Genomic DNA, 12,713 nt, shown 5'->3' with positions numbered 1-12,713 from the left:
AGGCTGGCGGGCGATGAGTGACAACGACACCGTGGCTGCCCAGGAGCGGGTGAACACCGACGACGGCAATGTCGACGTCTCCACCGAGACCGACGCCGAGCGCGCCGCCCGGTTCGAGCGAGACGCCATGCCCTACCTGGATCAGCTCTACAGCGCGGCGCTGCGCACCACGCGCAACCCGACCGACGCCGAGGACCTGGTGCAGGAGACGTTCGCCAAGGCGTTCGCCGCATTCCACCAGTACAAGCCGGGCACCAACCTCAAGGCCTGGCTGTACCGAATTCTGACGAACAGCTACATCAACAGCTACCGCAAGAAGCAGCGGCAGCCCCTGCAGTCCGACGCGGCCGAGATCGAGGACTATCAGCTGGCGCGCGCCGCGTCGCACAGTTCGGCGGGATTGCGATCGGCGGAGACCGAGGCGCTCGATCACCTTCCGGATTCCGACGTCAAACGTGCGCTGCAGGAGATTCCGGAGGATTTCCGGATGGCCGTCTATCTCGCGGACGTCGAGGGTTTCGCGTACAAAGAGATTGCCGAGATCATGGAGACGCCGATCGGCACGGTAATGTCCAGATTGCACCGTGGCCGGCGAATGCTTCGCGAACTATTGACCGATTACGCCACCGAGCGAGGCTTCATCCGTGAGGAGGCGCGGTCATGAGCGATGGATGCGACGCCTACATCAGCCAACTCTACACGTATCTCGACGGCGAGCTGAGCGAGGCCGAGTGCGCCGAGCTCCAGGCACACCTGCAGGACTGCCCGCCCTGCCTGCAGGAGTACGAGCGCGACGCGATCCTCAAGGCTCTCGTACGCCGGTCGTGCACCTCCGAGCCCGCGCCGGCGACCCTGCGCGCGCAGATCCTCACCCAGATCACCGTCACGGTGACCGAGGTGCGTGTGCACCGCAGCTGAGATCCTCCCTCCCACCCGACGACGAAGGCCCGCATCCCCTCGGGGGGTGCGGGCCTTCGTCGTTGTGGTCGGTGAAGCGTCAGGCGTTGGGCTTCTTGCCGTGGTTGGCCGACTTGCCCTTGCGGGAACGACGCTTGCGTGCGCGCTTGCTCATGAGGTCCTCCTGCTGACCGGCGGCCTCGGAACGGCTGCGTTGGTCGATCGAATGCGGGTCCTAGAGTAGCGCGCCGGCCCCACCGTCCCGACCACACCATCCCGACGGCCGATTCGGGCCTGTTCGGTGTTGACCGTCGAAAGGCTTGGTCAAGGGCCGGTAAATATTGCCAAATCTTGGCAAACCATACCGTTTGAAGGTGGACTTTTTACCCCCTCTTTTGACAAGGTCTTCCTCAGCGGGCCGAGACACAGGCTCGAAGCCGGGAACCTACGGCACTCATACCACAGCCCAACGGGCCGAAAGAAGGAATTCATAATGCTTACTTCCACCACTTCCGCCACCACCGCCACCTCTTCCTTCAACGGCTGGCTCCCGCGCGTGACGTCCTTCAATGGTTGGTTGCCGCGTTGATCTCAATTTGGGAATCTTCCCACCTTTAGCAGCGCTAGCTTCGTTTCGTAGCTACCTCTTTTGAGTCGGCGAAGCAACTGCAAGGGGCAAGCGTGGCAGATCGTGGACCAAGGCTCATTCGTAGCCAATGGGTGTTGATCGCTGCGTTACTGTCGTTCGCTGTTTTGATAATTGTTGCCGCAGGCTTTCTGCCACTTGAGATCGTTCGGTATCCGAGTTGGACTCCCACAGTTTCTCTTGCGGTGATCGGTGTTATCGCAGAGTCCAACCTGGGCCGCATACGTGGTGGCCACACGCTGTCGTTAACAACAGTGGTTGTGTTGACCGCGCTTCCTCTGTCCGGCATGTACGGAAGCGTTATCGTCGCGGTCTCCAGTACTGCATTACTGGTCACGTCCGATGCTCCGTTCGTGGCACGTCTTTTTAACTCGGCGAACATTGCAATCTGTGGTGTCGGCGGGGCCATCTCATACTCGTGCAGTGGGGGTTATTCGCACCTGGGGCCCTCGACCAGCGCGACTGCCCTCATCGAGCACGTTCTCGGGCCGATGATCATCGCGACTGCTGTCCAACTGGCCTTGAATATCTTCTTCCTGAGCCTCATGATCGCGCTCGGAGCGCACCAGTCACTGGGGGTGACAGTGCGCGAGGCGCTGATCAACGGGTGGTCTCCCTATCCGATCTATCCGGTCATCGCATTCGTATTCGCCGTGCTCTGGGCATCGGCCAACTGGGCGCGATCAGCATCCTGCCGATCGTCGCCCCCCTCCTTATCGCGCAATGGTCCGTTGCGTTACAGGCCGAGGAGAACGACGCGCACCTGCGAACGGTCGAGACCCTGGTCGCCGCCGCACAGGCGAGCCAGCCGATCCTGCACGGCCGGAGCGCCTGGGTGGACGTGGTGTCTCGGGAGATCGGGCTGGAGCTTCGTCTTTCCGCTTCCCTCATGCACTCCCTGCAGTACGCCGCCCTCCTGCACGACATCGGCCTGGTCGCACCGGCCGCGCACACCCCGGGCGAGCGCTTGACCGGCAAGGAGTTGCGGTGGATCAAGGCCCACCCGCAACAGGGAGTGCGCATGCTGCAGGGCATCGACTTCCTCTCGGACGCCGTCGTCGCCGTAGGGCATCATCACGAACGTTGGGACGGCAACGGTTACCCCTCCGGCCTGGAGGGTGAGCAGATCCCGTTGCTGGCCCGGATCCTCGCCATCGCCGACGCCTACTGTGCACTTCTGGCCGCGGATCCCGACGTGAGCGCGGAGCAGCTCACATCGGTCGCCGAGCGAAGTCTCGACGCATTGCGCCCCCTCGCCGGCCAGCAGTTCGACGCCGTCGGCCTGGAGGCTCTGGCGCACGCCCAGCCACGGATCGTGGAAGCCCTGAGCGTCCTGATCGCCCGTCAGCCGCCGCAACCGATCACCGGGGTGGACCCGCACCTGCCATGGGTGTCGGCCATGTTCGCCTCTGCCCGGGCGGACATATGAGGTTGCGCCAACCCGGTGTCCTGCGGTGGCGATTGCGCCTGGTGTGGGTCATTCTCGCGGTCGTCCTGGTGTTCGCCGCCTTCGTCCGCGTCGTGAGCACGGCCGCGGGCGGTGCCCGGATAGCCGGCTGGGACGCCGCGATCCTGGCCACTCTGACGGTCGCCATCGCCTTCGGGTCGGCGTTGCCGGTGCAGATCGGACGAGCCCGCGCAGTCGCGCCACTCGCGACTGCAGCGTCGGTCGCACTCGCCCTCGCGTCGAGCCGGCCGCACCAGGCGCCGGTGAGCTACTCGCCCTCCATCGTCATCGTGTGCGCCGCCATCGGATACGCGGCTGGTATCGGTCTGCGACGTATCTGGCAGAGCGACACCAGCCGGTCGGTCGCGGTCGCGGTGCCCGTCGTGACCGTCTCCGCGATGTCGCTGCTCTACCGGTGGTTGCCGCTCTGGGGCGGTCACACCAGTGCGGAGATGTATTCCGATTGGGACTCCCAGCGGTGGAAGGCGGTCTGTGTGATGACCGTCGCCGCGCTGCTCCCGATCCTCGGGGAGCTGCTCATGATCGGCCTCCTGGTCAGCCCGGTCCGGACGATCGGCGCATTCCTCGCCGAGACGCTGCGCGACCTGGGTCCGATCTACGGTGCCGCTCTGTCCACCGGTGTCGCGATGGCCATCGGCCTGCAATCACTGTCGCTGTGGGCCGTGCCTCTGGTCGTGATGCCGCTCGTCCTAGCCCGGTCGGCGCTGCGACGCGCGTACAGCGTGCAGCGTGAACGACGCCAGACGATCGCCGCGTTGTCGACGATGACGGACGTCGCGGGATACACCCGCCCCGGTCACTCGGCCCGGGTCGCGGACCTGGCGCGCCGGGTCGGTGAATGCATGCGGTTGACCGAGCAGGAACTGACGCTGCTCGAGGATGCTGCGCTCCTGCACGACATCGGCCAGGTCTCGCTCAGCGCACCGATCCCCGGTGGCGCCACCGTCGAGGCCGCCCCGCTGGACCAGCTGAGCATCGCGCTGGAGGGCGGCTCGATCGTGCGACGCAGCGGAGTGCTGGACGATCTCGCCGTCATCATCGAGGCGCAGACGATCCAGTACCGGCAGGTGCGCGAGTTGGGCGAGGACGTCCCGGTCGCCGCGCGCATCATCAAGGTGTGCAACGCATTCGACGACCTGACCTCGGGGAACGAGATCATGGAGGACTCGGCGTTCGAGCGATTGTCGCTCGGCCTCGGATACGAGTACGACCCGGCCGTCGTCACCGCGTTGAAGGATCTGTCAGGACGACAGGACGACGTGCGCAGGATCCTGCGCTGAGCGCCGACTTCGACGCGTAGGGGTCGTGTCAGGTCGAGGCCTTGGGGGAGCCTCCACCGAGATCGGCGTCGTCGTAGGGCACCGGGTCGTAGGCGGAGACCCGTGGGTCGTCCTCGTCGGCGAAGTAGTCGGCCACGATGGTCTCGTCGGCGCCGCGTGGCACGAAGCGCCCGAGGACCACGGTCAGCACGGCCGACACCACGATGTTGATGATCAACGCCGTGAACGCGATGTAGCCGAGCTTGCCGATGATCGGGATGTCAGCCGTCGAACCGCCGAAGTGCGCCACCTTGGTGGCCGGGTTCGCGACGCCGTACGCCGTCCACGTGCCGTAGACCATGGCGACCGCCCAGCCGATCAGCAGGGCCCAGCGGTGGAACCAGCGGGTGTAGAGGCCGAACACGATGGCCGGCAACGTCTGCAGGATCCAGATGCCGCCGAGCAGCTGCAGGTTGATGGCGTTCTGCTTGTCCATCGTGAGGACGAAGCCGACCGCGAAGACCTTGACCACCAGTGAGGCGATCTTGGAGACCTTCGCCTCGTGCTCCACGGTGGCGTCCGGGCGCAGCCATTCCTTGTAGATGTTGCGGGTGAAGGTGTTGGCCGCCGCGATCGACATGATGGCCGCGGGCACCAGTGCGCCGACGGCGATGGCCGCGAAGGCGATGCCGGCGAACCAGCTCGGGAACTGGTCCTCGAACAGCTGCGGGATGACCAGCTGGGCGTTGGGCTTGCCGTCAGCGCCGATCGGGGTGGTCTTGGCCGCGATGGCGACCCAGCCGAGCAGCGCGAGCAGTGCCAGCAGGAAGGAGTACGCCGGCAGGATCGCCGCGTTGCGCCGGATGGTGTTGCGGCTCTTGGCCGACAGGCTCGCGGTGATGGAGTGGGGATACATGAAGAGCGCGAGCGCCGATCCGAATGCCAGTGTCACGTACGCCCATTGCTGCTTCGGCCCGACCAGGATCGAGCCGTTCGGCTTGCCGGTGACCTTGTTCGCGGTCTGCATCTTGGTGTTCGCGGCGTCGAAGATGTGCCCCCAGCCGCCGACCTTGGTCGGCAGATAGATGACGGCGACGACGATGACCAGGTAGATCAGCGCGTCCTTGACGAAGGCGATGATCGCCGGCGCTCGCAGACCGCTGGTGTAGGTGTACGCCGCGAGGACCGCGAAGGCGATCAGCAACGGCAGGTCCTTGGCGAACCAGTTGCCGCTGCCGCCGATCCCGGCCACTTCCAGGACGGCCTGGATGCCGACGAGCTGCAGGGCGATGTAGGGCATCGTCGCGATGAAACCGGTCACCGCGATGGCGAGCGACAGTCCGCGCGATCCGTAGCGACCACGGACGAAGTCGGCCGAGGTGACGTAACCGCGTCGGTGGCTGACCGACCACAGCCGCGACATGAAGAAGAAGATGATCGGGTAAGCCACGATCGTGTACGGGACGGCGAAGAAACCGGCCACCGCGCCGGTCGCGAACATCGCTGCGGGCACCGCCACGAACGTGTACGCCGTGTAGAGGTCGCCGCCGAGCAGGAACCAGGTGACCCAGGTGCCGAACGAGCGGCCGCCGAGGCCCCACTCCTCCAGGCTCTCCATCGAGGACGCGCGCCTCCAGCGCGCTGCCATGAAACCCATCACGGCGACGATCACGAAGATCACGATCAGCACCGTGAGGGCGACGCCGTTGACACCGGTGTTGGGGCGCGACGGGTCTGCGGCGGCGTGCACCATGGCGAGGGTGTGCGGCGTGATCATGCGTCACCCCGCTCGTTGCGGGCCATCGGACGGTGCGGTCGTGCGCGTTTCACGACGACGTACGCGGAGTAGGTGAATCCTGCGCAGAGGAAGACCCACAGCATCTGGTACCAGACGAAGAACGGGAACCCGCCGAGCTCGGGGGAGCGTCGGGAGTACCAGCCGACCGGGATGAGGGCCAGGCACGGGATCGCCAGCAGGACACCCGCCAACACCTGCAAGGGGCGATTGGCGGGAGGTGCACCGTCCTGCGAATCCGGTTGGTGGGACACGGGAGACCTCCTGTCGCCGCGCACGACGGACCTGGTCCCGTCGGCTCTGCCCCGCAAACTATCGCGTGACCCGGGTCACACTGTGGTGCGGCTGGGCGTGTCCTGGGACCGGGCCGGGACGGAGCGGCTGCCCCGGAGCGTCGCGAGGTCGGTCTCGCAGCGGCGCTCCAGCTCGGCCAGTTCGGCGAGGGAGTCCTCGATGTCGCGACGACGCGCCTCCAGATCGGCCCGTCGGTCGCTGATCTGGTCGAGCAGGTACTGCAGCTGACCGACGCGACCCGGCTGATCGTCGTACATGTCGACGATCCTGCGGATCTCCTCCAGCGGGAAGCCGAGGCGTCGTCCCCGCATGATGAGGGCCAGGCGGGTGCGGTCGCGCTTGCTGAAGACCCTTGTGGTGCCCCGGCGTTCGGGGGAGATCAGGCCGAGCTCCTCGTAGTGCCGCAACGTCCGGTGGGTGATCTCGAATTCGGTCGCGAGCTCGGCGATCGACCACGTGCGCTCGCGAGTTGTCATGGCGCTCAGCGTGCTTTACGTTTACGTCAACGTCAAGTGCGTCGACGACCAGGCTCGACGCGCCGAACGCCCTTCACGAGAGGCACCTGATGTTCGAACTCACCAAGGACCACGACGACTTCCGCCACGCCGTCCGCGACTTCGCGGCCGACAAGATCGCGCCGCACGTCGCCGGATGGGATCGCGAACATCACTTCCCGTCCGACCTCATGCCGCAGCTGGGCGATCTCGGGCTCTTCGGTCTGGTCGTCCCCCAGGAGTACGGCGGCGCCGGGCTCGAGCACGGCGGCTTCACCTATCTGTGCCTCGCCATCGAGGAACTGGGCCGGGTGGACCAGTCGATCGGCATCACGCTGTCGGCGGGGGTGGGCCTCGGCATCAACCCGATCCTGAGCTACGGCACGGAGGAGCAGAAGCAGACCTTCCTGCCCGACCTGGTCGCCGGTCGCACGCTGGCCGGCTTCGGTCTGACCGAGCCGGACGCAGGCTCCGATGCGGGCGCGAGCCGTACGAAGGCGACGCTGGCCGACGGGTCCTGGACGATCAACGGCGCCAAGGCGTTCATCACCAACTCGGGCACCGACCGCACCAGCGTCGTCACCGTCACCGCCCGCACCGGCACGGCCGCCGACGGGCGACCGGAGATCAGCGCGATCATGGTGCCGTCCGGCACTTCCGGGTTCACCGCGGAGAAGCCCTACGACAAGCTCGGCTGGCACATCTCCGACACCCATGGCCTGACCTTCGCCGACTGCGTGGTGCCGGAGGGGAACCTGCTGGGGGAGCGGGGACAGGGTTTCCGACAGTTCCTGAAGATCCTGGACGACGGCCGGATCGCCATCTCCGCCCTGGCACTCGGCTGCGCGCAGGCGTGCCTGGAGCTGGCGACGGACTACGCCAAGACGCGCACCAGCTTCGGCCGCCCGATCGGGGTCAACCAGGGCGTGTCCTTCCAGCTCGCCGATCTGGCGACCTCGGTGGAGGCGGCCCGTCTGCTGACCTACAAGGCGGCCTGGCTGAAGGACGAGCAGGAGGCCGGGCGCCGGTCCGTCGCCGAGGTGAAGCAGGCAGCGGCCATCGCCAAGCTCTACTCCACCGAGGCGGCAGTCGTGGCCACTCGCACCGCCACCCAGATCTTCGGCGGCAACGGCTTCATGGAGGAGTACCCCGTCGCGCGGTTCTACCGCGACGCGAAGATTCTGGAGATCGGCGAGGGCACCTCCGAGGTGCAGCGCATGGTCGTCGCCCGCGGCCTGGGTCTGCCGGCGTGACGCACCCCACCGACCCGCGCGTCCAGGACGCCCGGAAGCGGCTGCGGGCGGCGTACGACGCGGCGGCCGAGCCCACCGAGGCGGCGCGCGCCAAGCTGGATCGTCAGTCGAAACTGCATGTGCGCGAACGCATCGCGCTGCTGTTCGACGAGGGTTCATTCGTCGAGGACGGGCGCTACGCGAACTCGACCGCGGCGGGCCTGCCCGCCGACGGCGTGGTCACCGGGCGGGGGACCGTCGACGGGCGCGCCGCTATCGTGGTGGCCAACGACCCGACCGTGAAGGCCGGTTCGTGGGGCGCCCGGACGGTGGAGAAGATCGTGCGGGCCACCGAGGCGGCGCTGCGCGAGGAACTGCCGATCTTCTGGTTCGTCGACTCCGCAGGCGCCCGGATCACCGACCAGGTGCAGCTGTTCCCGGGCCGGCGCGGTGCCGGACGGATCTTCCACAACCAGGTCGCGCTGTCCGGCCGGGTGCCGCAGATCTGCTGCCTCTTCGGGCCGTCCGCAGCCGGCGGCGCCTACATCCCGAGCTTCACCGACGTGCTGATCATGGTCGAGGGCAATGCCTCGATGTACTTGGGCAGCCCGCGGATGGCCGAGATGGTCGTCGGGGAACGGGTGTCGCTGGAGGAGATGGGCGGCGCGCGGATGCACTGCACCGTCAGCGGAGTCGGAGACCTGCTGGTCGAGGACGACACCGAGGCCATCGAGCTGGCGAAGCTCTACTTCTCTTACATGCCCTCGACCTGGCGCGACGAGCCGCCGTCGTACGCCGCGGAAGCCCCTGTTGCGCAACTGGACTCCGACACCGTGCCGGAGGTCGAGAGTCAGCCGTTCGACGTGCACGACGTCATCGACGGCCTGGTGGACGAGGACTCCTTCTTCGAGATCAAGCCGCTCTTCGCGCCCGAGCTCGTCGTCGGGTTCGGACGGATGGACGGGCGCACCGTCGGTTTCGTCGCCAACAACTCGGCGGTGAAGGGCGGCGTGCTCTTCACCGACAGCGCGGACAAGGCCGCGCGCTTCATCTGGACGTGCGACGCGTACTCGATCCCGCTGATCTACCTGGCCGACGTGCCCGGCTTCATGATCGGCTCGGAGGTCGAGCGCGGCGGCATCATCCGGCACGGCGCCAAGATGGTCTCCGCTGTGTCCGAGGCGACGGTGCCGCAGTTCTGCGTCGTGGTGCGCAAGGCGTACGGCGCGGGCCTCTATGCGATGGGCGGACCGGGATTCGGTCCCGACGCGACGCTCGCCCTCCCCACCGCGCGGATCGCCGTGATGGGCCCGGAGGCAGCCGTCAACGCCGTGTACGCCGGCAAGATCGCCGCGCTCGAAACCGACTCCGAGCGTGAGCAGTTCGTGCGCGAGAAGCGCGAGGAGTACCTCGAGGACGTCGACATCCAGCGCCTCGCGGCGGACCTCGTCGTCGACGGCGTGGTGGAGGCAGAGGACCTGCGCGGTGAGTTGCTCGCCCGCCTGCGCTACGCCGTCCGCCGGGACCGTTCGTTCACCGAGCGGCGGCGGGCCATCCCGCCGGTCTGACCCGCCTCAACCGAGCCGGCCCGTTCAGGCGGGTTGCTCGGCGCCGGCCCCCGCTCCGACCAGGGTCGTCTTCGAGGTGCCGAAGCTGATCCCCTTGCGTTCCGAGCCGATCAGCGTCAGCAGGATCACCGCGATCAGGACGGGCACGATCGTCACGGACAGCGCGAATGCGTAGCCGTGGGAGGACGCCAAGGACTGCTGGATCGGCAGGTTGAACGCGGCCAGGCAGTTGCCGAGCTGATAGGTGACGCCCGGATAGAACCCGCGGATCTCGTCCGGCGACAACTCGGTCAGGTGCGCCGGGATCACGCCCCATGCCCCCTGCACCATCACCTGCATCAGGAACGAGCCCAGGATGATCAGGCCGAGGCTGGTGGAGTAGGCGAAGAGCGGCACGACGGGCAGCCCGAGGACGGCGCACGCGATGATCAGCACCTTGCGCCCGTAGCGCTCCGACAGCATCCCGGCGATCGCGCCGCCGGCGATGGCGCCGATGTTGTAGATGACCGCGATCCAGGTCGCCGTGCTCTTGCTGAAGCCCAGGCCACCGTCGTTGCTGGCCTTGAGGAACGTCGGGTAGAGGTCCTGGGTGCCGTGGCTCATCCAGTTGAACGCCGTCATCAGCAGCACCAGGAAGACGAACCGCTTCCAGATGGTGGGGTTGGCGAAGATCTGCCGCGCCGAGGTGTTCGTCTGCTTGACCCGCTTCTGCGCGGTCTCCCACACCTCCGACTCGTGCACCCGCGAACGGATGATGAGGCTGATGGCCGCCGGGATGATGGAGAGCGCGAACATCCAGCGCCAGGACAGATCCAGCCAGCCGGTGACCACGAGCGCGGCCAGCGCGGCGAAGAGGTAGCCCATCGAGTAGCCGCCCTGCAGCAGGCCGGAGAAGAAGCCGCGTCGTTCGGCCGGGATCTTCTCCATCGCCAGCGCGGCGCCGAGACCCCATTCGCCGCCCATGCCGATGCCGTAGAGCATCCGCAGGCCGATCAGCAGCCAGAAGGCGTTGTTCGGCACAAAGGCGCACGCGAACCCGACGACGGAGTAGAAGACGACGTCCACGATCAGCGGCAGGCGACGTCCCGAGCGGTCGGCCCACAGCCCGAAGAGGAACGCCCCGACCGGGCGCATGACCAGCGTCATCGTCGTGATGAACGCCATCTCACCGAGGGTCTTGTGGAAGTCCTTGGCGATGTCCGCGTAGATGAGCACGACGATGAAGTAGTCGAAGGCGTCCATCGCCCATCCGAGGTACGCGGCAGCGAACGAACTGCGTTGATCTGAGGTGAGTTTCACCTTGGTCGGTGCGGTTGCTGCGTCGGACATCCGTGGCTCCTTAGAACATCGGTTGTCTGTGTACCGTACTCATCGCAGTGGCGTACGTCTCACCCGTGTGGTGCGCTCCAGAGTTCGTGCCAGGCGACGTCCAGCTGCGCGAGCATCTCGCGCAGCGTGGTGAGACTGACGCCGACCACGTTGTGGAAGTCGCCCTCGATTCCCGTCACGTACGCGCCGCCGAGCCCGTCGACCGTGAATCCACCTGCAACAGAAAGAGTTTCGCCGGTGGCGACGTACGCGTCGATCTCGGCGTCGCTGAGGTCGGCGAAATGGACGACGGTCGAGCAGGTCACGCCGAATGTCGCGCCGGTGGAATCCTCGCGTTCGTCGATGAGCCAGTGACCGGTGTGCAGGACACCCTCCCGTCCGCGCATCGCCCGCCAGCGTTCGGTGGCGGTGTCGGCGTCGCCAGGCTTGCCGTAGTCGCGGCCGTCCATCTCGAGCACCGAATCGCAGCCCAGCACAACACAGTCCGCGAGGTCGTCACGGCTGCTCACGTCCTCGCACTTGGCCTTGGCGAGTAGCAGCGCCACGTCGGCCGGCTCCAGATCGCCGTACGCCGCGCGTGCCCTCGCCACGACGGCCGGCTCGTCGACAGCGGACACCACGACCTGTGGTTCGACACCGGCCGAGCGCAGGGTGGCGAGGCGGGCGGGAGAGGCCGAGGCCAGCACGAGACGCACCACGCGACCCTACCCACCCGCCGAGCCCTCGGTTGCGATCCCGAATTGAGACGGTGCGTCAGGCCCAACATCGGGTCAAGCCCGGAACTCGCGTGGTGCCTGTGGATAGCGCGGTCGGTAGATCGCGCAACCTTGGCACGCTCACGTCATGCGCCGACGTCCGTTGCCCCGTGAGCTCGACGAGGCGTTCTCGCGAGCGCAGGCGATGGACGCCGGAGTGAGGCCGAAGCGTCTCGAGGCGGGGGACCTCACCAGGCCATTTCGTGGCGTACGCACGACGTCCCCGGCGGTGGACCTGGAATCGCGGGCGCGGGCCCTGCTGACTGTGCTGCCCGACCGCGCAGTATTCAGCCACGCATCTGCAGCCCTGCTCTGGGGGATCCCGCTACCGCGCCGGCTCGAGAGCGGCGAGGATCTCCACATCACGCTTCCTGCCGGTGCCAGCACGTTCGTCCGCGGCGGCGTGGTGGTGCACGACGGAGACCGGGACACGACCAAGTGCCCCGCTGGACTGAGCGTCACCGCACCTGGTGCAACGTGGTGCGATCTGTCAGCCGGCATGGCCGTTGATGACTTGGTCATTGCGGGCGATGATCTCTGCTTCAGATCTCTCACCGATCGTGCCGGGCTGCAAGCGGCGCTCGTGGCGCATCCGGGCCGGCGCGGTCGGGTCGCTGCCCGATCGGCGTTGCCGCTCATCCGGGACGGAAGTGCATCGCCCGGTGAGACTCGTACACGCCTGCTCCTGGGCCGCTGGGGTCTGCCCGAGCCCGAACTCAATGCCGACGTCTTCGACCGGAGCGGTGGATGGTTGGCGCGGGTGGACTTCCTGTGGCGTGCCCACAACGTGGTCGCCGAGTACTACGGCGCGGTGCACGAGAAGTCGTGGGGCAGGGACCTGACCCGAGCAGCTCAGTTGGAGGATGCCGGGTACCGCGTCGTCGTGATCACCGCGCGCGATCTCCGGGGCGGCGCGGGCGAGCTGCGTGCCCGGCTCGCCCGACTGATCGTGCCGTGAGATCCCGCTTTGAGCAGG

13 protein-coding genes are annotated in these 12,713 nt (G+C 67.1%); 7 read left to right on the top strand and 6 right to left on the bottom strand.

Annotated elements, in window-relative coordinates; translation table 11 throughout:
• Positions 1–13: 13 nt before the first annotated feature.
• Together LVQ62_RS16505 and rsrA are read left to right on the top strand one after the other, a co-directional pair.
• Positions 14–664, top strand: a complete 651-nt coding sequence (locus LVQ62_RS16505) for a sigma-70 family RNA polymerase sigma factor (RefSeq protein WP_179479444.1) — start codon at positions 14–16, stop codon at positions 662–664.
• Positions 661–918 carry a mycothiol system anti-sigma-R factor gene (rsrA, locus tag LVQ62_RS16500; RefSeq protein WP_233763225.1) on the top strand — a complete coding sequence of 86 codons (258 nt, stop codon included), beginning with the start codon at positions 661–663 and terminating at the stop codon, positions 916–918. The genes LVQ62_RS16505 and rsrA overlap by 4 nt, the downstream gene beginning before the upstream one ends.
• A gap of 79 nt (positions 919–997) precedes the next feature.
• Here rsrA and LVQ62_RS17940 read toward each other — a convergent pair whose 3' ends face one another.
• The gene (locus LVQ62_RS17940) at positions 998–1,072 is read right to left on the bottom strand and encodes a 50S ribosomal protein bL37 (RefSeq protein ID WP_370639715.1); all 75 of its coding nucleotides are present in this window, start codon (positions 1,070–1,072) and stop codon (positions 998–1,000) included.
• Between the two features lie 1,078 nt (positions 1,073–2,150).
• On the opposite strand from LVQ62_RS17940, the gene LVQ62_RS17640 reads away from it, so the two are divergent.
• Together LVQ62_RS17640 and LVQ62_RS16490 are read left to right on the top strand one after the other, a co-directional pair.
• A complete protein-coding gene (locus LVQ62_RS17640; RefSeq protein ID WP_304504468.1) occupies positions 2,151–2,972 on the top strand; it encodes an HD-GYP domain-containing protein in 822 nt (273 codons plus the stop codon).
• Positions 2,969–4,291, top strand: a complete 1,323-nt coding sequence (locus LVQ62_RS16490) for an HD-GYP domain-containing protein (RefSeq protein ID WP_233763223.1) — start codon at positions 2,969–2,971, stop codon at positions 4,289–4,291. Before LVQ62_RS17640 ends, LVQ62_RS16490 begins: the two co-directional genes overlap by 4 nt.
• 28 nt (positions 4,292–4,319) lie before the next feature.
• On the opposite strand, the gene mctP is transcribed toward LVQ62_RS16490, so the two are convergent.
• The 3 genes from mctP to LVQ62_RS16475 form a co-directional block, all read right to left on the bottom strand.
• A complete protein-coding gene (gene mctP, locus LVQ62_RS16485) occupies positions 4,320–6,047 on the bottom strand; it encodes a monocarboxylate uptake permease MctP (RefSeq protein WP_370639645.1) in 1,728 nt (575 codons plus the stop codon).
• Positions 6,044–6,319 carry a DUF3311 domain-containing protein gene (locus LVQ62_RS16480; RefSeq protein WP_218883544.1) on the bottom strand — a complete coding sequence of 92 codons (276 nt, stop codon included), beginning with the start codon at positions 6,317–6,319 and terminating at the stop codon, positions 6,044–6,046. The genes mctP and LVQ62_RS16480 overlap by 4 nt, the downstream gene beginning before the upstream one ends.
• Before the next feature lie 75 nt (positions 6,320–6,394).
• Positions 6,395–6,835 (bottom strand): MerR family DNA-binding transcriptional regulator, encoded by a 441-nt coding sequence (locus tag LVQ62_RS16475; protein ID WP_233763222.1) that lies wholly within the window; start codon positions 6,833–6,835, stop codon positions 6,395–6,397.
• 89 nt (positions 6,836–6,924) lie between these two features.
• On the opposite strand from LVQ62_RS16475, the gene LVQ62_RS16470 reads away from it, so the two are divergent.
• Complete coding sequence (locus LVQ62_RS16470) at positions 6,925–8,106, top strand: acyl-CoA dehydrogenase family protein (protein ID WP_233763221.1); 1,182 nt, start codon at positions 6,925–6,927, stop codon at positions 8,104–8,106.
• The gene (locus LVQ62_RS16465; protein ID WP_233763220.1) at positions 8,103–9,653 is read left to right on the top strand and encodes an acyl-CoA carboxylase subunit beta; all 1,551 of its coding nucleotides are present in this window, start codon (positions 8,103–8,105) and stop codon (positions 9,651–9,653) included. The genes LVQ62_RS16470 and LVQ62_RS16465 overlap by 4 nt, the downstream gene beginning before the upstream one ends.
• A 24-nt stretch (positions 9,654–9,677) precedes the next feature.
• On the opposite strand, the gene LVQ62_RS16460 is transcribed toward LVQ62_RS16465, so the two are convergent.
• Positions 9,678–10,982, bottom strand: coding sequence for an MFS transporter (locus LVQ62_RS16460; RefSeq protein WP_233763219.1), 1,305 nt, complete (start codon positions 10,980–10,982; stop codon positions 9,678–9,680).
• Between the two features lie 59 nt (positions 10,983–11,041).
• Positions 11,042–11,680 carry a nucleoside triphosphate pyrophosphatase gene (locus LVQ62_RS16455; protein ID WP_233763218.1) on the bottom strand — a complete coding sequence of 213 codons (639 nt, stop codon included), beginning with the start codon at positions 11,678–11,680 and terminating at the stop codon, positions 11,042–11,044.
• A gap of 145 nt (positions 11,681–11,825) precedes the next feature.
• Between LVQ62_RS16455 and LVQ62_RS16450 the strand changes: the two genes are divergently transcribed.
• Positions 11,826–12,695 (top strand): DUF559 domain-containing protein, encoded by an 870-nt coding sequence (locus LVQ62_RS16450; protein ID WP_233763217.1) that lies wholly within the window; start codon positions 11,826–11,828, stop codon positions 12,693–12,695.
• Positions 12,696–12,713: the final 18 nt, after the last annotated feature.

Source organism: Allobranchiibius sp. GilTou73 (genome assembly GCF_021391335.1).
GTDB lineage: Bacteria > Actinomycetota > Actinomycetes > Actinomycetales > Dermatophilaceae > Allobranchiibius > Allobranchiibius huperziae.
Note: the sequence above shows the minus strand (reverse complement) of the source record. Positions and strands in the feature narration are given on the sequence as shown.